This is a genomic window from Ligilactobacillus murinus, assembly GCF_003288115.1.
GTDB lineage: Bacteria > Bacillota > Bacilli > Lactobacillales > Lactobacillaceae > Ligilactobacillus > Ligilactobacillus murinus.
Genome location: NZ_CP023565.1, coordinates 144,354 through 164,916, shown reverse-complemented (window position 1 = coordinate 164,916; position 20,563 = coordinate 144,354). Strand labels below are relative to the sequence as shown.

Below are 20,563 nucleotides of genomic sequence, written 5' to 3'. Positions count from 1 at the left end.
CTCATCCTTCCATTAATAACAATTCTGGGTCTGCCAATAATTCTTTGAGTCTGTTGACTGCTTTTTGAGCTGTCGCACCATCGATCACACGATGATCAAAGGCCAATGACAACTTCAAGACGCGTGCGATCTGAACTTCATCATCCACCACAACAGCTTCTTTAGTGATCTTACCCATACCTAAGATCGCAACTTCTGGCCAATTGATGATCGGTGTAAAGAAACCACCACCGACTGAACCGATATTGGTGATCGACATACCAGTATGATTCATATCATCACGTGCTAATTTATTTTCCTTAGCTTTGGCTGTATTATTTGAGATCTGTTCTGCGATCCCAAATAAACTAAGTGCATCTGCATGTTTAACATTTGGTACGAACAAACCATGGTCGGTATCTGTTGCGATCCCTACGTTGATATAATCTTTATAAGCGATCGTTTGATTTTGCATATCGACCGAACTGTTGAAGATCGGGAATTCCTTCATGATCACGGCTAAGGCTTTGACCATATAAGCCATAAAAGTCAATTTGACACCACGCGTTGCTGCCAATTCCTTATACTTCTTACGGTGATCCCAAAGTTTATCCACGACAACTTCATCAAAAACATGTACATGTGGGATCTGGGAAACTGAGCGCACCATTGCATTAGCAGTTGCTTTTCTGATCGGTGACATCTTTTCAACTGTTTCAGGCCAAGTAGCACTTGCACTAGCTGGCAAAGCAACAACTGGTTCTTCTGTTTTAGCTTCTGGGGCTGCTACTGGTGCATCTTGTGGCAAACTCAAAGCTTGTTCAATATCAGCTTTCGTTACTTGTCCGTGACGTCCAGTCCCCTTGATCTTAGCCAACTCGACTCCATTTTCACGGGCAAATTTACGCACTGACGGCATCGCTAAAACTGGTAAGGAGTGATCTTGCACAGATACTTCAACAGGCGCTTTGCTTGTTGGTTCAGCGACTGGCTCTGGGACTGGTTGAGTTTTTTCTGCTTTAGCTGGTGTCTTTGTTGCACTATCATCAACGTTGCCTAACCCTTCTGCAACTTCTAACTCTACTAAAACATCACCAACTTCAGCCGTTTCACCTTCTGGAACTATGATCGCAGTTACTTTTCCGGCTACAGGACTAGGAATTTCTTCGACGGATTTATCATTTTCGATTTGAACTAGATCAGCATCTTCTTTGATCGTATCGCCGACTTTAACGTGCCATTCACCAATGACACCTTCAGCGATCCCTTCCCCAATATCTGGGAGCTTAAATTGATATTTACTCATAAATCTTCACCTTTCCTAGAAATTGACCGTTTCTTTTACTTTTTCAATGATATCTTGTTTGTTTGGTAACCAGATCGTTTCAGCATCGCTAAATGGATATGGTGTGTCCGGTGCATCGACCCGTGCGATCGGTGCCTCTAATGATAAAATACCTTTTTCAGCGATCAAGGCTGCTACTTGAGAGTTGATCCCTGCTTGGCGTTGTGCTTCTTGGACCAAGACAACTCGGCCAGTGCGTTTGACTGAGCTTAAGATCGTTTCTTCATCCAATGGGGAAACTGTACGCAGATCAACAACTTCGGCTTCGATACCTTCTTTAGCTAATTCATCAGCAGCTAGTAAGCTTTCATGGACCATATAACCGTAAGAAATGATCGTTACATCTTTGCCTTCACGCTTGATCGCTGCTTTATCTAAGGCTACAGTGTATGCTTCATCTGGAACTTCTTGTTTGAAAGAGCGGTATAACTTCATATGTTCTAAGAAAACGACTGGATCATCTGAGCGGATCGCTGCCGTCAATAGGCCCTTGGCATCATATGGATCACTTGGGATCACGACCTTTAACCCCGGTGTTTGTGCCATCAAGCCTTCCAAACTATCCGAGTGTAATTCTGGCGTATGGACCCCACCACCAAATGGAGCTCTGATCGTCACTGGCATTTTACGGGTACCACCTAAGCGGAAACGTGTCCGAGCGATCTGAGCGGCGATCTCATCCATAACTTCAAAGACAAAACCAAAGAATTGGATCTCAGGTACAGGCCGAAATCCTGTCAAAGCTAAGCCAACTGCAAGACCACCGATCCCTGATTCAGCTAAGGGCGTATCAAAGACTTGATCTTCACCGACTTTATCTTGTAAGCCATCAGTAGCACGGAAAACACCACCATTTCGACCAACATCTTCACCAAATACCAAAACATTTTTATCACGTTTCAATTCATCTTCCAAAGCCTGTGTAATTGCTTTGATCATCGTTGTTTTAGCCATTATGCTTCCTCCTTAGCCGCAAATTTTGCAATTTGTTCCTCTAAAGTCGGTGGTGTTTCGACAAAGACATTTTGCAGATATTCACTCACCTTTTGTTTTGGTGCTTGTTCCGTCTTTTTCATTGCTTCATTGATCTGTTCATTTACTTCTTCAATATAAGCTTCTTCTTGTTCTTCTGACCAGAGACCTTTTTCATCTAAATAAGTGCGTAATCTTACCAATGGATCTTTCTTTTCCCACTTTGCTTCTTCATCAGCAGTCCGATAACGATGCGGATCATCACCAGAAAGTGTATGTGGGCCAAAGCGATACGTCAACGTCTCGATCAAGACTGGACCATTACCCGCTACACTGTATTTACGCGCCTCGCTCATAACTAAATAGACTGCCAAAGCATCCATCCCATCAACTTGAAGACCTGGGATCCCAGCAGCTAGACCTTTTTGTGCTAAAGTTGGAGCCGCAGTTTGAACCGCTCTTGGGACTGAGATCGCATAACCGTTATTTTGCACAACAAAGATCGCAGGTGCTTTGTAGGCACCAGCAAAGTTGATCCCTTCGTAAAAATCACCTTGGGAAGTACCACCATCACCAGTATACGTATACGCTACATTCTTAGCGCCTTTTTTCTTGAACCCTAAAGCTACACCAGCAGCTTGAACGTATTGAGCCCCGATAATGATCTGTGGTGGTAAAGCAGCTAGATCTTCTGGATATTCATTTCCTAAAACATGCCCACGCGACCATAAGAAAGCCTTTTCCAAAGGTAACCCATGTAAGACTAATTGCGGAACATCACGATAAGCTGGTAATAAGAAATCTGTCTTTTCCATCGCAAATTCAGATGCGATCTGCGAAGCTTCTTCCCCAGCAGTTGGAGCAAAAAAGCCTAAACGCCCTTGACGATTCAGCTTGGTAGAACGTTCGTCTAATACACGTGACCATAACATTTGTTTAAACAATTCCACGATCTGTTCATCACTTAGATCTGGGAAAAAGTTTGGATCGATCACTTTGCCATTTTCATCCAAAACTTGAAGCGGTTTAATTTCACTAGGAGAGATCGTCTTTAACGCTTCAAAATCAATTTTTTGTGCCATTTTAAAACTTCCTTTCTTTAAACACGCAGTTTGTAAAATTAAGTTAGAAAAATAAAAAGCCATTTGTGATAGACTTTTGAGTACCAACAAACAAAAGTAAAGGAAAATCACAAATGACCTATAATCATCTTACCATAAGCGAACTGTCCTTCATACAAAATTTTTGGAATCAAGGTGTTAAAGCCTATATTGTAGCTAAAACCTTAAAACGTAGTGCTGAAACTATTTATCGAGTATATCGTTTTTTAGATGCTGGGAATTCGATCTCTGAATACTATGAAAACTATCGGGCTAATAAATCTAAATCCGGCCGTAAACTCATCGTATTACCTAATGATGAGCTTGAGTACATCAAGGAAAAAGTTAGTCTAGGTTGGACTCCTGATACGATCATCGGACGTAATGAAAAACATATCAGTTGCTCAATGCGTACGCTTTATCGCATCTTCAAGCGTTCTAACGTTTTAGATGTGACCTCGCTCCCAATGAAAGGAAAAAGACATCCAAATGGTTACGTTGAACGCCGTGGAAAAGCTGGACGACTAGGTCGGGCTCTTTCAGAGCGGCATCAGGACTATCCCAACTACCATAATGAATTTGGACATCTTGAAGCTGATACGATCCAAGGTAAAAAACATCGTGGTGCAGTAATGACATTAGTTGAACGAAAGTCTAAGGCTGTCATCATTTTGAATACACGCCATAAGACGGATAAAGCTATCTTTGAGAAACTTGATGCTTTACTTTCTGTTACTCCTAAAGGACTCTTTAAATCGATCACTTTTGATAATGGTAAGGAATTTTCTAAGTGGAAAGATATCGCTAATAAGCATGATATCAGTACCTACTTTGCCGATGTAGGTGCTCCTAACCAACGTGCACTAAATGAACATACGAATGGATTACTTAGGAAAGACGGACTAGGAAAAGATATGAATCTCAGTGATCTCCCCACTGACTATGTCCAACAAGTAGCTAGCTATAGAAACAATATTCCACGTAAAAGTTTAAACTACAAAACCCCACTAGAAGTATTCATGAAGTACATTACAAATGAGCATGTAGTTTTTTTCTAACTTAATTTGACAATTCAGGACATAAGGAATCAATCTTATTTTCAATCTTTATATAGCGCTTACATCGTTAATTATAACGTATTGGTCACTGAATGTTAATTTTGTGCACTCCTTAATTTGTTAGCCGATGCCCTAGAAACATTGATTTTGTGCAATATTTTAGGCGTAAACTTTTTTTACCTTGTGGACAATGTTACTTTTATCACAAACATCTGGCTTAAAATATGTTTTAATTTTTTAAATTAAATCACAATATTACCAACCTTTTATCCTGGATCGTTTTATTTGTAACTTATAGACATTAGAACTATAATACCTTTGTAAATATAGAAAGGAAGTTTTAGCTATGACACGCCGTAATGATTCCAAGCTCGAACATCGGCTCGAAGAAAACCGTCTAAACGATGCTAGACGTCGTGAGAACGATAAAAAAGAACAAGAAGCGAAAAAACATCGCGAAAAATAAACTTTGATGCTACAATGAAGTCCGAATTTTGTTTTCGGACTTTTTTACATATTTAGAAAGTAGATGAATAAATGGAACTCACCGAAATTAAGCGAAAACTATTTATTTTTACCCTATTAGCAGGTACTTTTACCATGTCGATCAGTCAATCAGCGCTTTCAACGGCTTATCCTGCCTTGATGCACTTCTTTACGGTCGATGCCGCAACGATCCAATGGTTGACGACCGGTTTTATGTTAATGATGTGTGTGATGATGCCAGTCAGCCCGTGGCTTCTCAATAATATTTCTTTTAAACATCTCTATCTCAGTGTCTTAGCCCTTTTTGGGATCGGCACTTTAATGATAATTTTTGCCCCAACTTTTTGGTTTGCACTATTAGGGCGTTTATTAGAAGCTACTGCTGTCGGTATCTTATTTCCGTCATTTCAAACTGTTTTGATGACGATCACCCCTAAAGACAAGCGGGGACAAACTATGGGGGCTGCTGGTTTAGTCATGGGTTCAGCCTTAGCTGTTGGACCGATCATCTCTGGGATCGTCTTAAATTTTTTACGTTGGCAAGCTCTCTTTTGGCTATTTTGCTTTTTAATGCTCGTGATCTTCTTGGCCGCTTGTGTGACGATCAGTGATGTCATGGAGCAAAAACCTTCCCAATTAGATGTCTTCTCATTATTTTATGAAGGCGCTGGGCTAGGCATGGTACTATATGCACTGACTGCCTTTAAAGATCCCGCTCATTTACTATCAAGTGTTCTACTCTTACTCTTAGGACTTGGTTTATTGATAGCATTTTGCCAGCGTCAACTAAAACTGGCAGAACCCCTCTTAGAATTGCAAATCGTTAAATATTTAGATTTTGATATTGGGCTATTACTAACGGGACTTTCTTACGTGTCCTTGATCGTCGTCACGATCGTTTTTCCGCTCTATTATCAAAAGATCCTCGGTCTAAGCCCGCTAGCTTCTGGGCTTTCCTTAGTCTTACCTGCTGTTTTACTGAGCGTGTTAAACCCTATCACCGGTAAGCTAGCCGACAAATGGGGCTTTAAACCTGTTCTTTTAGTTGGCGTCAGCATGTTGCTTAGTGGTTGGGCGGGACTTCTCTTATGGCAAGATCACTTGGGACTACCGCTCTTGATCGCCTTTTCAATGGTGATCGAAGGGGGCAATGCCTTTGTCATGATGCCGGCTACAACGCTGGGCGCTAATTCCGTCCCTAAAAACTTGATCGCACATGCAACTGCACTAACGACTACGATCCGCCAGCTCCTTGGTAGTCTAGGGGTCATGGGCGCGACCTTATTGTTGAGCAATGCTGGTCAAAGTATCACCCAAAAATCAAGCTATTCTCGCGTCTTTATCTGCTTTTTACTCATTGAAGCCATAGCTTTAGTCTTAGCGTTGCGCTTAAAAGAAGTCAAAAAATAAGCTAGGAGAGACCCATATAAACGGGGGCTCCTAGCTTATTTACTGTTTCAAAAAATTAAATCTCGGTACCTAAAATCCTAATAAGGATCAGCGATGATCAACTTATCGCTTAATCAAAATCTAGAATGATATTATTGGTCAAAACGTCGGTGTAACTATATGATACGCGTTCAACGGCATTTTCTTCGTGACTTAATTCTACGATAAATACAGCGGGGAAAGTTTCCCGCAAGATTCCATGACGTTTAGTAACTTTTTTGCGCCCAACGTGGGACGTTACCGTTAAACCAGCGCCAATGCAATTGTCGAGCTTGCTCTTGATTTTTACTAATGTAGTTGGCAATGCGCTTCACCTCTCTGTGAGAAACATTGTAACATAATTTTACAAAAATTGCAATTATACCACACCCGAACAAACACTTCAATATTTAAAAGTTATTTTTTGATGATTTTTTCATTGACTAAAGCATCAGCTAATTCGACCATTTGTGCGATCGTTAACTTTTCCGCACGGATCCCAGGTTCGATTTCGACCTTGGCTAAAGCTGTCTGCATTTTTTCTTTGATCTCAGGAGTCTTACCATACATTCCTTGCAAGTTGTTCCAAAGGCTTTTACGCCGATGTAAAAAGATCCCTTTGACCATTTGCTTGAAGAACTTTTCATCAACTGGCTCATAGGTTTGAACGGCTTTTTTCTCTAATACAATGATCGCAGAATCAACTTTAGGTTGGGGAATGAAAACTGTTTTAGGCACGATAAAAGCCACTTTAGCATCCATCTCGTATTGGACCGCCACACTCAAAGAACCGTAATCTTTGGTCCCTGGAACAGCGGCTAAACGATCAGCCACTTCTTTTTGCATCATCACAACGATCCGGTCAAAATCAACTGGGGCTTCCAACAAATGTAAAATGATCGGCGTTGTAATGTAATATGGTAAATTCGCCACCAACTTGATCTTATGTTTTCCATCAAAATTTTTAGCGATCAATTCTACAAGATCGGCTTTAAGTACGTCTTGATGAACGACTGTCACGTTATCATAAGGTGCCAAAGTGTCGGCTAAAACAGGGATCAAACGGTCATCGATCTCTAGCGCCATGACTTGATGTGCATTCTTTGCCAACTGTTCAGTCAAAGCACCGATCCCTGGTCCGATCTCGATCACGTCATCTTCTGGCGTTACGTCAGCAGCGGCCACGATCTTATTTAAAATATTGATATCAGTTAAGAAGTTTTGGCCTAAACTCTTTTTAAATGTCAGACCATAACTCTCCATGATCGCCCGCGTTCTAGTTGGTGAAGCGATCTCTGGTAATTGATTATTCATCGATTTTTCCTTCCTCTACTTGTTCTAAATATCTTAGTGCAGCGGCAAATTCTTCTGGGGTGATCTGAAAGAGGTTCAACCGCTTATAGAGCTGCTTGCCGTTGACATAGCCGATCCGCAAATATTCGCCCAAGATCCGCCGTCTGATCTTGGCTTTAGGACCTGATATCAAGCCCGCTACTGCTAGATCTTCACGACTTATCATTGGCGTCGCATCTGGCTCTTCTGTATATAAATTACGTAAAGCTTCTCTAATAGCCTCTGGATCAGCATGTTCAACGCCAAGACTTCCCTTGTGATCTGGAGCAGCAGCTTTTTTAGTCAAAAAAGCATGCTTGACCCCCGGAACAGCTTCTTGGATGATCTTACGGATCTTTTCACCTGAAAAATCAGGGTCGGTAAAGACAATGACCCCACGTTTGTCATGTAATTCTTCGATCTGTGCGAGTGTCTCATCACTGATCGCTGACCCTCTAGTTTCAAGGGTATCTGCATTGACGGCTAAGTTGATCCGCTTAGTATCATCTTTACCTTCAACAACGATAACTTCTTTGATCTTCATCTTATCTGTCATTTTATCTTCAACACTTTCTTTGCATTAGCAGTTGTGATCTGCGCTAATTTTTCAGGCGCGATCTGTCTTTCTTTAGCCAAAAACTCTAACGTATAGCGGGTCATTGCTGGTTCATTGATTTTACCCCGAAATGGCATTGGTGTCAGATAAGGTGCATCGGTTTCAACTAACATATGCTCCAATGGTGTCATTAAAGCTGCCTGTTTTACTTCCTTAGCATTACCAAAAGTCACGACACCACTAAATGATAATTCCATCCCTAAGTCCAAAAATTTTTCGGCCCAATTTGCATCCCCGTTAAAACTGTGCATGATCCCACCGATCTTTGCGATATCTGCTTCTTTTAAGATCGCATAACAGTCCGCGATCGCATCCCGATCATGGATACTTATCGGAAGTTGTAATTCATGTGCGAGCTTTATTTGACGTTCAAAGACTTCCCATTGGATTTTTTTAGGTACATCACAGTGATAATCAAGTCCGATCTCTCCGAGCGCTTTTACCTTTGGATGAGCCAAAACTTCGCTTAATTTTCTTTCAAAGTTTGCATCGTAGTCTAAAGCACTTTCGGGATGACAGCCAAACGCCCCATAAATATTTGGATATTTTTCAACTAGATCAAGCATGCGCTCCGTACTCGGGGTATCGTAACTGATGACTAACATTTCGGTCACATCTAAAGCTTGGGCCCGCTTTATCACATCAGGAATATCATTTTTAAATTCAGTAGCATTGATATGAGTATGTGAATCAAAAATCTCCATTTTTTTCCTTTCTTACGCTAAAAGGCACACGGTCAGCCCATGTGCCTTCTCTCACTTAATTAGCCAACTAATGATCCGGCTGGGATCTCATCGGGAACAGTTATCAATTGTACCGTATCACCAAATTCAGCTGATAAGAGCATCCCTTGGCTGATCTCGCCTCGCATCTTACGTGGTTGTAAGTTTGTTACCGCGATCACTTTTTTACCGATCAATTTTTCTGGTTCAGGATACCATTGCGCGATACCCGAAAGGATCTGACGTTCACCTTCATCGCCCGCATCCAACCGGAATTTAAGTAGCTTATCGGCACCCTTGACCCGCGAAACATCCTTGATCAAAGCCACCCGTTGTTCAACTTTATCAAATTTATCAAACTTGATCTCTTTTTTCGTTGACTTAAGCTCTGTCTTTTCAGGATCAAATTCAGCTTGAGCTTCGATGGCTTCTTGCATTGCTTTTCTCCCTTTTTGTTTTTCATTTTTAGTCATCTTAGACTTGATATATTCAACTTCAGCTTCGATGTCTAAACGTGGGAAGATCGGTGTTCCCTTCTTAACAACAGTTGTATTTTCTGGGAGAGCAAAATAGTCCACTTCCTTGATCGCCATATTATCTAATGGTAGGCCTAATTGAGTAAAGATCTCTTTTGGTGCGTGTGTCATCACTGGCTGCAATAAGATCGCGATCAAACGTAAACTTGCAGCCAAGTGAGCTAGGACACTGTCTAATTCTTCAGTTTTAGCCTCATCTTTAGCCAAGACCCATGGTTCAGTCTCATCGATATACTTGTTAGAACGTGAAACAAACTTCCACAGTGCTTCTAAAGCTAATGCAAAATGCGCTTGATCCATGTTAGTTTCATATTCAGTGATCGCTTCTTTAGCTGACTTTTCTAAGTCTAGATCAAATGCAGTAACATTTGAAGTCAACGTTGGGATCACGCCCCCACGATATTTATTGATCATCGCTACAGTTCGGTTCAATAAGTTGCCTAAGTCATTAGCCAAATCGTAGTTGATCTTTTGCACAAAATCTTCTGGGGTGAAGATCCCATCATTGCCAAATGGAACCGCCCGCATCAAGTAATAGCGTAATGCATCTAAGCCATAACGTTTCGTCAACATTTCTGGATAGACCACATTGCCCTTAGACTTAGACATCTTACCGTCTCGCATGACTAACCAACCATGACCGATAATATGTTTTGGCAAGGGAAGATCTAAAGCCATCAAAATGATCGGCCAGTAGATCGTATGGAAACGAACGATCTCTTTACCCACCATATGAACATCAGCCGGCCAATACTTGTTGAAAAGTTCTTGATCCTTGCTGCCATAGCCCAAAGCTGTAATATAGTTACACAAAGCATCGATCCACACGTAGACCACGTGTTTTGGATCATTTGGTACTTTAACGCCCCAATCAAAACTAGTCCGTGTGATCGCCAAGTCTTCTAAGCCAGGCTTGATGAAATTATTCAACATTTCATTTTTACGACTTTGGGGAATGATGAAATCTGGATGTTCATTGTAGTATTCGACCAAACGATCAGCATACTTACCCATCTTGAAGAAATAGGATTCTTCTTCGACCAATTGAACTTCATGCCCAGATGGAGCTTTCCCACCGATCATGTTGCCTTGTTCATCCCGATAAACTTCGGCTAATTGTGATTCCGTAAAGTATTCCTCATCCGAAACAGAATACCAACCCTTGTAAGAGCCAAGATAGATATCACCCTTATCCAAAAGTTTTTGGAAGATCTTTTGGATCGCTTCTTCATGATATTCATCCGTTGTTCGGATAAATTTATCATTTGTGATCTCAAGCTCTTGCCATAATTTTTGGATCGCTTCAGCCATCATATCAACATATTCTTTAGGCGTCATATTCAAGTCTTGGGCTTTTTGTTCGATCTTTAACCCGTGTTCATCTGTCCCTGTCAAAAAGAAGACATCAAAATCTTGCAGACGTTTGTAGCGTGCTAAAACATCGCAAGCGATCGTTGTATATGAGTTACCGATGTGTAGCTTTCCTGATGGGTAATAGATCGGCGTTGTAATGTAATATGTCTGTTTATCAGCCATTAACTAGTCATTTCCTTTCGCTTAAAACTGCTATTAGTGCAAGTTTATCATCGTCAAATTTTCAATAAAAATAGTATAACATAACCACGTACCTATTATTAGCCGTTTCAAGCAAAAAAACAGGGACTAGGCATATTTATGTGCAATTTTGCCACAAGTAGCGGCTACGATCGCGGCCAAAAGATCATCGATAAAGGTGTTGACGTGTTCGGGGCTCGTATCGAATTTCTTGATGATCCCAGATTTTACGCGGTCAAAATACCCAAAATTGGTAGCTCCGATCGTACCGTAGATATTGGCGATCTGTAATGCTAAAGTTTCATCGACCCCAAAAACTCCCGAATCATTTTCGATGATCTCGGCCAATGGTGAGGCTACTTTTCCTTCTTCTGTCAAACGATCGAGCTCTAACATGACCATTGCATTATTCAATAATTCCCGCTTGTGCATCACATCATTGACATCTTTTTTGCATTCTTCTAAGGTCAAGCCTAATTCAAAGTCCTTTTGGGTCTCATAAACCAACTTAGCCAATTCATCTAAACTGACACCGCGTTTAGCTAAGCGTGCGATCACAAATTCATGTGCCTTAGTATCAGGATATTTAAAGTTTTTTTGATACATTGAAATACCTTCTTTTTATTAACGTAATAAGTAGTCTACACCTAGAGTGGCTAAAAGTTTAGTAACTGGCATCGCATAGAGTTCTTTAAATTTTTCAGCAGGTTTTTCACCTAGGTCTGGTAAGATAAATGAATTTTGGCCATCGACCTTAAAGCGACCAACATAGGCTGATTTAAACGTCAAATTCTCTTGCCAAGGTGTATGATAAAATTCAAATAGTGCACTTGTTTCCAAGCGTAATTGCCGTTCACTCAAAACAGGTGTTATTGTGATGAAATCATTTAAGTGCATAGGTAATAAATTCCATTCGCTGAGTTGTTTATCAAATGATTTCCATAAACGTACCACACCACGTCGCACTTCAAAAGCCGTCTTAAGTGACTTTTCTGTCATGACTGCATAGAGTTTTTGAGCAGCAGCTAAGGAGAGCGGGTAGTTTTTTTCCAATTCCGGCAATACTTGTGCTAGATCATCAGCAAAAAAGACCAAAGCATCTAGTAACGTTACCGTCCGTAAGACCATCCATTCATCGCGTTTTCCTTTTGGCTCAGGCTTTAAGATCGCTAAAACACCTTTTAGATATAACTTTTCGATCCTGTCATCTACAAAACCTAATTTTCGCTGTTTAGCATAGACTTTAGTGTGTAAGACCGTATCATATAGGTCGATCCCGGCTAGCATAAATTTATGATCTTTATTCGTATCGCCAGTCGTCAAATTAAATGCTACTTGTGGTGTCTTGTCTAGCATCAATAAAAAGTGCAACAATTCATGCGCGACTGTATAATCTGGATCGGTCTGATCATAAACATCAACTTTTAATTTGCCCCCATGTAAATAGTGTTGGGCTTGATCATGGCGTAAATAGCCCACTTTTTTTGGTTCTTTAAATTCGATCTCGACTCCAGCGGGGAATTTCTCCTCAACTTGGGCGATCAATTCTTGTGTTTTAGTTGTCAAATCATTTTTGTTCATGATCATTTCCTCTTATCTCTTCTAAAATCTGCTTAGCTGTAGCAGAATCACGCGCTTTTTTAGCTAATAATCCCGCTACGACAGCTGAAACTTCACTCGGGCTGGCTCCCACTGCGACTGCTAAGCTTTTTAATTGTAACTTCATATGGCCCTTTTGGATCCCATCAGTCACTAAGGCATATAGCGCTGCTAAATTTTGTCCTAAGCCAACCGCAGCCACGATCTTCTCTAATTCTTTAGCATCTTGTAATTCTAAAAGTCGATGGTTAAGTTTCACTAAAGGTACGATCGAGACCGAGCCACCAACTGATCCTAGGGGCAACGGCAATTCTAGTTCACCGATCAACTTATCACCCTTGACTTGCCAAGTACTCAAGCCTTGGTAACTACCATTACGCGTTGCATAAGCATGCGCTCCGGCTTCGATCGCCCGCCAGTCATTACCACTGGCGATCACGACTGCATCGATCCCATTCATGATCCCTTTATTATGCGTTGTGGCTCGATAAGGATCAAGCTGAGCTAACCGGCTAGCTGTTGCGATCTTTTGTGCGATTTTTTCTCCTGCTAACTCGCCTTTAGTCAGTTCAGAAACCGGGATCTCACAAGTGACTTTTACTAAACAGCGGGTCGCATAATTGGATAAAATACTCAACAAGATCTCTGTATCAAGTTCAGTTCGCAAATAACTCGCACAAGCCTCTAACATCGTATTCAACATATTAGCGCCCATTGCTTCTTTAACATCGACGAGCAAATCAAGCGAGATCAGATCTGGAGCTAAGATCCGCACTTTGATCTCACGGGCACCACCCCCGCGACAAACGATCGATGGATGAGCTTCATTAGCTAATTGAAGTAATTTAGCTTGCTTTTGTTCAAGTTCTTGGGCCAATTTAGTGGCGTCTTTGACCTGTTCGATGACGATCTGCCCGATCATCAAGCGTTCTTTTAGTTCACTTGTAAAACCTCCGCTTCGCTTGACGATCGCAGCTCCATGACTGGCAGCTGCGATCACCGATGGCTCTTCAGTCACCATTGGGATCAGATATTCTTTTCCATCAATGACATAATTCAACGCTAAACCTTCCGGGATCTGATACTGCGTGATAAAGTTTTCGATCATCGTATCCCCCAATGTAAGATCAAGTTTGGGATCTATCAAAGAGTCCACTTCAGCTTGCGTCAATTTTTTTTGTTGTACTAAAATGTCTAGCCGTGTCTGGCGATCTTTTTGATAGTATTTGTTAAATCCGTTCATAATATATTTCCTCAGATCTCTATTCTGTTATCCGTTAGACCCTTTTAGTTTAAGCATTATCACTTAAAAACACAAGTAACAAACCAAAAAAGCAAGGGAAATTGCTCCCTTGCTCAAAAATATCTCAGTTAAAGATCGAAGTCTTAAAACTATCAGTCAGAGCATGATATTCGACCATGATCGCCTTCTTTAGATTATCTACGTTGACAGCTCGCTTACCCGCACGCATCAATAACATATCAGCTGCACTTGCTTGATCCATCAGCGTCTGTAACTTAGCAAACGAATCGATCGTTTCTTGTTTCTTGTTGTACGTGATCGTGATCGCTCTTAAATTATCTTTTTTAGCGATCCGTTCATTGAACATCGCTTTTTTGAATTCAGCATAATTTGCATACTCTGTGCCCCAGATCTGTTTAAAGATATAAGCATCGCTAAAGACCTCGCCTTCAGCTTCAGCTTGATTTTTATATTGGTTGGAAACGTACGGGATAAAGCCATCTTCCCAACCACGATCTGCTAAGAGTTCAAAAGCTGTCTTTCTAAAGAGCAAGCCCCCAACACTGCCGTTATTGTTTTGAAGTCCAGCATAGATCGGAGCGTACAATGGAACTGTCATATAAGTGTTCTTACCATAACTTCCACCACTAAGACTGCGTGCAACAACGATATTATTATCGATCAGGCTTTCCCAATTTGTCAGTTTGATACTTTCAGCATAAGTCAGACCACTATTAGTGATCTTATCTTGTTTAGCATTCGTATCATAAGTGATCTGGCGCAGATATTGACGCCGATCGTCATTGCTCATCGCTATGATCGCTTGGGCTTCCGCATAATCAAGTAGGTAGGTAACATCAAAAACACCTTTCATATAGCGTTTGAGATCTGCACTCGAAGTAAAATCACTAAAACTACTTGCTTGTGTCAAATTCTTTTTATTTGACCAATCAAAAGCCAAGTTCAAGCCATATTGCCCCTGTCCTGGAGTAGAAGGCACTTCTAGTAGCCCCATCGCAAAAGTCTCAGCTCCCATCTCTTGGCGACGACCATAGCCATTAAAATAAACAGCTCCATCTAGATTATGCGTCATTTCATGAGAACTTACAGCTACACCATAATCACTCAACTGGCCATCAACTACAAAATGGACTAATGAACCAGTTGCATAGGCCCCGACTCCATTAGGCGCATACATCTTACCCACTGGAGCAAAGAACTCATAAACCCCAGATACCGTTTTATCGAACTTATCGACCCAGCGATTCTTCCAATTGCCTGTTTTTGTATTATCGATGATCCAATATCCATCCCAGAGCGGAATATCGCGTGTGAGCAATTGATCTTTCACTTTATCATCGACGATACGATACCAAGTATCATAGTAATCCGCCATGATCTGTGCATACTTATCGACAGCTCGATCAATATTGGCTTGTTTAGCTGCATACACAGTCGGATCACTTTTAAGTGCTTCATCGATATAACGCTCATAGATACCAAATGAAACTGTTGTCATCGTCGTGAACATAAACATATTTTTCTCACTTAAGTTCAGAAGCGGTAAGAGATAGTTTCGATATTCCAAACGATTTTTGCCCTTCAGACGATCATATATCTGAACTGTCGCATCAGGCACTTGTTTAGATGCTGCTTCATAAACATACGCTTTAGTCGCTCCCTTGAACCACGTGTTGTCATCTAACTGTGGGGCAAACAAACGGCGATTATGCTCTAAATAGGTAACGACATCTTGATCACCTGTCAGCGGGCTAAAAAGGGCTGCATATGTCGCATAATTATTTTTGACCGCTAATTTTGTTCCCAGCTTAGAAAAGTCACTTAACCATGATAAAATATCTACTCTCTTACCGTAAAAATCTGGATAATAAGCCGCGAGCGCATGCAGATCTAACTCACCATAATTGATGTGATATAACCGTTCCAAATAAGCCAACGCTAGTGTCAATTCTAGTTTCTTAGCTTCTAACCTCTGCTTGAGATCTTCACGGATCACCGCAGAAGTTAGATCAACAACAGCCATTGAAGTCGTCAAAGAACCCAATTGAGCTTTGATATCTTTTTGGACTTTGGCAAATGCATCTTGAAGATACAACTCATTTAGCTGTTCGATCCGCAATTGCTCTGCCGCTTTAGCTTCGATCGCAGCAGTTTTTTCAGCCGTCAACACTTCAGTTGGATGCATTTTTTGATAATTTTCAAGGGCTGCTTTTTTAGCCTTCTTCAAACTATCTTCTGCTGGCTGTAGAGCCAAACTTGCCGTTGTTTCTGCAGCATAATAGTCCAATGTTTGGTAAGCAGTAACGACTTCTGTGAGTAGATCATTCCACGCTCCACCCAATTGATATGGTGTGTAGAGTAGTCCATTAGCAAATTGGTATTCACTGATATTAGTTTGTTTATACTCACCTAAGGACTCAAGTGCTACTTGGGTCACCGTTTCATCAGCAAAATGAAGCAACAAGCTCGTCAATTGGCCCGGATCAACGACTGAATCACCAACCACTTTTCCAGCTTTCATTGGGACAACTGCCGTCAACGCGGTCGTATAAAGTTTATCGCTTGGTAAGACTTTATTTCCATATTTCAAAATAGTATACCGATCATAAAATGGCAGTAATTTTTCCATATTTCTGTAGACTAATTCGCGCTCAGCTTGATAATTTGGTAGTTGCGAATAATCGATAATTTGAGCTACGGTCGCAGCTTTCCATGTTGGAGCAGCGACTTGCCAATTTTGGAGCATTTCCTTGGCGGTCGCTTCAGTGATCGCAGCCGGATAATCATTAGTCAGACCACTTGCGACCTCAGAAACATAGTATGTCTTTTGATGAGGTGGCCTTTTGAAATCAATATCACCGTGGAAAATATAACCATTTTCCATCTTAACTGCACTTATCGCATCAACAACTCGTCCGTTTGTCCAAGCACTTCCGATCAGACCACCAGCACGTTTTACTAGACCATCATTTTTTATCGTCCCTGTAGCATAACTCTTTTCGACCACGCCACTTGCCAAACGTCCGACTAAGCCACCAACATTATCATTGGTATTATGGACCTTAGCTGTCAGATAAACATCCGCAAAGCTACGCGCGATCCTAGAATTTTCAGCATATCCAACTAAACCACCACCTTGATCATAAGCATTACCTGTCAAGGTGATCGTACCAGTAAATGATGCTCGTGAGATCTGAGTATTATTTTTGATACGTGCTGCTAAGCCACCAGTTGTTTGTGTTGAAGCGATCGTACCTTTTATATTGACATCACTGATCAAAGCCCCATCTAAGATACGGGCTAAACTACCAGTGTTAGCAACATTATCAGTGATCGCAACATTTTCTAACAAGATATTTGCTATCGTTGCACCCTTGACCACATTAAACAGTGGTTTATTTAAATTGGAGATCGTATAGGAATTACCAGCTTTACTACGCAAAGTTCCGCTAAACGTCTCAGTGATATAATCTGCATCTGAGCTAGCAAAGCCTAGAGCATCCAAATCGGCCGCGAGGATAAAGTCTCCCGTTGGATCAGCTTTTATCGCCTTGATCAACTCAGCAAAGTTGGTGTATTCATTTGAAACTTCTGTCTTATCGATCAAAAAAGTGTGTCCCGTAGAAAAATCACGTTTGTCAGCTTGATAAGTCACCAATTCGGGGGTCGCGATCGTAGCTTGATACTTAGTCTTTTCACCTAGCTTGATCTCTTCAAATGAAGTGACCGGTAAATACCAATCTTTTTGTTGGCGTGACACGATCTTAGCAACATATTTATTAGGATCAGTTGGCAACTCAGCTAAACTAGAGACTAACTCTAGACCACCATTTTTTCCTAATTGGTATAAGCTGATATTATCAACATTTTTCAGCTCAACTTTTTTAGGTGTCAATTCCACCGTGATCGGTTTTAAGTTCTCAGTCTGATCACCTTGACCAATATCATAAGTGTACTCTGTTTCGAGTCGATAATTCGTATTGTAAGCTAAATCAGCAAAAGTCGTCGTTAAGGTAGTCAGATCAACTAATTTTTCAGTTATTTTTTCATTTTCTTTGTATAAGCTTACTTTTATAGCCTGTAATTTCTTATTAGGATCAGTTACAGTGTAGCTAACAGTGGCTACTCTATTATCAACAGACTCATCTGTGCTAGCAAGCTCGACTAATGGTTTAGCATATAACTTAGTTCCTTTAGCAACGACCTCATTTACTGGTACTTTGGTGATCTCATCACTCTTTTCTACACGTGCGATCTCTTTTCCATTAGTATCGCGCGTCACCTCATACACGATCGTGCGCTCACCTGCTTGACCCGCTGTTTTGACAACTGTTGTCCCAACAAAAAGTTCGGGATCGCTTTGGATCTCACTTGTATATGGGATCTTCTCCACCAAAACTTCTTCTGCCACTGTGGTTTTTGGCTTTGTCCCTCGTACGATCACCTCTGTTACTGGCGCTTTGGTTATAATGTTGCTCTTTTCTACCCGACTTATTTCTTTTCCTGTGGCATCGCGTGTCACTTCATACACGATCGTGCGCTCGCCCGCTTGACCCGGCGTTCGTACGCTTGTTGTTCCTTCAAGTAACTCTGGATCTGCCACATATTGGGTCTCATAGCCCACTGACTCGACTTTGCTTTCTTCGCTTACCGTTACTTTCGGTTCTTCAGGTTCTTTGACTTTTGCACCTTGGGCGACCACTTCTGTTACTGGGGCTTTCGTTATAGTGTTACTCTTTTCTACGCGACTTATTTCTTTTCCTGTGGCATCGCGTGTCACTTCATACACGATCGTGCGCTCGCCCGCTTGACCCGGCGTTCGTACGCTTGTTGTTCCTTCAAGTAACTCTGGATCTGCCACATATTGGGTCTCATAGCCCACTGACTCGACTTTGCTTTCTTCGCTTACCGTTACTTTCGGTTCTGCTGGTTCTTTGACTTTTGCACCTTGGGCGATCACTTCTGTTACTGGCGCTTTCGTTATAGTGTTGCTCTTTTCTACCCGACTTATTTCTTTTCCTGTGGCATCACGTGTCACTTCATACACGATCGTGCGCTCGCCTGCTTGACCCGGCGTTCGTACGCTTGTTGTTCCTTCAAGTAACTCTGGATCTGCCACATATTGGGTCTCATAGCCCACTGATTCAACTTTGCTTTCTTCGCTTACCGTCACTTTTGGTTCTGCTGGTTCTTTGACTTTTGTACCTTGAGCGACCACCTCTGTCACTGGCGCTTTCGTTATAGTGTTACTTTTTTCTACGCGACTTATTTCTTTTCCTGTGGCGTCACGTGTCACTTTATACACGATCGTGCGCTCGCCCACTTGACCTGGCGTCCGTAGGCTTGTCGTTCCTTCAAGTAACTCTGGATCTTCTATATACTGTGTTTCATAGCCCACTGACTCGACTTTGGTTTCTTCGCTTACCGTTACTTTCGATTCTGCTGGTTCTTTGACTTTTGTACCTTGGGCGACCACTTCTGTCACTGGCGCTTTCGTTATAGTGTTGCTCTTTTCTACGCGACTTATTTCTTTTCCTGTGGCATCGCGTGTCACTTCATACACGATCGTACGCTCACCTGCTTGACCCGGCGTTCGTACGCTTGTTGTTCCTTCAAGTAACTCTGGATCTGCTACATACTGGGTTTCGTATCCCACTGGCTCAGTCTTGGTTTCTTTATCCACTATTTGTGTTGTTTCTTCAGGATTTTCTGGTTTATCCATTCCAGTTACTGGTGAGTCAGTGTTCGATATTTTATCACTATTTGGAACTAATTTTTCTGTAACTGGTCGTGTAGTCGGTACTGACTCTTCATGATGCTTGATATCACTAACTAGAAGATAGCCAATATATTGATAACCAACATGTTGTGTTGCTATTTCTGGTAGCTCTTCATCTTCTGCTACCAAATAAGCTCGGTCATAATTGCTTAACTCGGCAAAACTTGGACTAGCACTAACCACCGAGCTTCCTACTCCTACTACAGTTGAAGCCACAATTATAGCTGTCAAAAAGCGATATTTACGTCCCCGTCTTGGAAGTACTCCTAGCCCCATGATCAGTGCACCAGCTCCAAACGCCCCTAGTTCCCAAGGCATTTCAAGTTCTCCCGTTTGTGGTAAATGCTGCGTTGCCACCGGACGATAAACTAGATAATAAACTTGATCACTGCTGACTTTAGTCTTAGGTGGATTATCATAAATAACTTTTGCTCTTTGTTCTGAGGTCAAGCTAGCCTCAGTTACATGCTGAAATTTGATCTGATACTGTTCTTTTTTCTTTGTTCCGATGTGAGTAGCTACTATTTCATCTCCTTGGATAACTGCAGGAGTCCCGAAAACAAATATCGTCCCAACTAAAACAGAACAAACTCCCTGTGAGAATTTTCTGATCGCAAATCGCTGTTTTTGCTCACCTATTTGCCACTTCGAGCGGTTTGACTTAGACATAATTTTCTCCTTTCACAATTCACAGAATAAATTGCTACAAAACTTAAGTTAAAATAATTAATTTTTCCTAAAACCCTTTCATCCTGTTAAATTAACATATCTCAGAACATTTCAGCAAGTTTTT

14 protein-coding genes are annotated in these 20,563 nt (G+C 41.4%); 2 read left to right on the top strand and 12 right to left on the bottom strand.

The features are described 5' to 3' along the window. Position 1: 1 nt before the first annotated feature. From CPS94_RS00755 to pdhA, 3 genes are read right to left on the bottom strand one after another with little or no spacing between them, the layout of a single operon-like run. The gene (locus CPS94_RS00755; RefSeq protein ID WP_112286312.1) at positions 2-1,285 is read right to left on the bottom strand and encodes a dihydrolipoamide acetyltransferase family protein; all 1,284 of its coding nucleotides are present in this window, start codon (positions 1,283-1,285) and stop codon (positions 2-4) included. Positions 1,286-1,300: 15 nt separating this feature from the next. After that, positions 1,301-2,278 carry an alpha-ketoacid dehydrogenase subunit beta gene (locus CPS94_RS00750; RefSeq protein ID WP_112195776.1) on the bottom strand — a complete coding sequence of 326 codons (978 nt, stop codon included), beginning with the start codon at positions 2,276-2,278 and terminating at the stop codon, positions 1,301-1,303. Next, positions 2,278-3,378, bottom strand: coding sequence for a pyruvate dehydrogenase (acetyl-transferring) E1 component subunit alpha (gene pdhA, locus CPS94_RS00745; RefSeq protein ID WP_112195779.1), 1,101 nt, complete (start codon positions 3,376-3,378; stop codon positions 2,278-2,280). The genes CPS94_RS00750 and pdhA overlap by 1 nt, the downstream gene beginning before the upstream one ends. 113 nt (positions 3,379-3,491) lie before the next feature. Between pdhA and CPS94_RS00740 the strand changes: the two genes are divergently transcribed. Together CPS94_RS00740 and CPS94_RS00735 are read left to right on the top strand one after the other, a co-directional pair. After that, positions 3,492-4,454 carry an IS30 family transposase gene (locus CPS94_RS00740; RefSeq protein ID WP_004048827.1) on the top strand — a complete coding sequence of 321 codons (963 nt, stop codon included), beginning with the start codon at positions 3,492-3,494 and terminating at the stop codon, positions 4,452-4,454. Positions 4,455-4,991: 537 nt separating this feature from the next. Beyond that, positions 4,992-6,350 carry an MFS transporter gene (locus CPS94_RS00735; RefSeq protein WP_112195780.1) on the top strand — a complete coding sequence of 453 codons (1,359 nt, stop codon included), beginning with the start codon at positions 4,992-4,994 and terminating at the stop codon, positions 6,348-6,350. Between the two features lie 109 nt (positions 6,351-6,459). Here the strand turns inward: CPS94_RS00735 and CPS94_RS00730 are convergent, their stop codons facing one another. The 9 genes from CPS94_RS00730 to CPS94_RS00690 all read right to left on the bottom strand — a co-directional run bounded on the left by CPS94_RS00730 (position 6,460) and on the right by CPS94_RS00690 (position 20,439). Next, on the bottom strand, positions 6,460-6,693 hold the full coding sequence (locus CPS94_RS00730) for a Veg family protein (RefSeq protein WP_010689710.1): 234 nt from the start codon (positions 6,691-6,693) through the stop codon (positions 6,460-6,462). 92 nt (positions 6,694-6,785) lie between these two features. Next, entirely contained in the window at positions 6,786-7,682 is an 897-nt protein-coding gene (gene rsmA / locus CPS94_RS00725) for a 16S rRNA (adenine(1518)-N(6)/adenine(1519)-N(6))-dimethyltransferase RsmA (RefSeq protein WP_112195789.1), read from the bottom strand. Continuing rightward, positions 7,675-8,244, bottom strand: coding sequence for a ribonuclease M5 (gene rnmV, locus CPS94_RS00720; RefSeq protein WP_112195981.1), 570 nt, complete (start codon positions 8,242-8,244; stop codon positions 7,675-7,677). The genes rsmA and rnmV overlap by 8 nt, the downstream gene beginning before the upstream one ends. A gap of 8 nt (positions 8,245-8,252) precedes the next feature. Continuing rightward, the gene (locus tag CPS94_RS00715) at positions 8,253-9,020 is read right to left on the bottom strand and encodes a TatD family hydrolase (RefSeq protein WP_112195791.1); all 768 of its coding nucleotides are present in this window, start codon (positions 9,018-9,020) and stop codon (positions 8,253-8,255) included. Between the two features lie 59 nt (positions 9,021-9,079). Then, positions 9,080-11,110, bottom strand: coding sequence for a methionine--tRNA ligase (gene metG / locus CPS94_RS00710; RefSeq protein ID WP_112195793.1), 2,031 nt, complete (start codon positions 11,108-11,110; stop codon positions 9,080-9,082). A gap of 126 nt (positions 11,111-11,236) precedes the next feature. After that, complete coding sequence (locus CPS94_RS00705; RefSeq protein ID WP_004048807.1) at positions 11,237-11,734, bottom strand: phosphatidylglycerophosphatase A family protein; 498 nt, start codon at positions 11,732-11,734, stop codon at positions 11,237-11,239. Positions 11,735-11,752: 18 nt separating this feature from the next. Next, a complete protein-coding gene (locus CPS94_RS00700) occupies positions 11,753-12,709 on the bottom strand; it encodes an IpaB/EvcA family protein (RefSeq protein ID WP_112195795.1) in 957 nt (318 codons plus the stop codon). Then, positions 12,696-13,970, bottom strand: coding sequence for a hydroxymethylglutaryl-CoA reductase, degradative (locus tag CPS94_RS00695; RefSeq protein ID WP_112195797.1), 1,275 nt, complete (start codon positions 13,968-13,970; stop codon positions 12,696-12,698). The genes CPS94_RS00700 and CPS94_RS00695 overlap by 14 nt, the downstream gene beginning before the upstream one ends. 124 nt (positions 13,971-14,094) lie before the next feature. Then, on the bottom strand, positions 14,095-20,439 hold the full coding sequence (locus tag CPS94_RS00690) for a ZmpA/ZmpB/ZmpC family metallo-endopeptidase (RefSeq protein WP_112195799.1): 6,345 nt from the start codon (positions 20,437-20,439) through the stop codon (positions 14,095-14,097). Between the last annotated feature and the right edge of the window lie 124 nt (positions 20,440-20,563).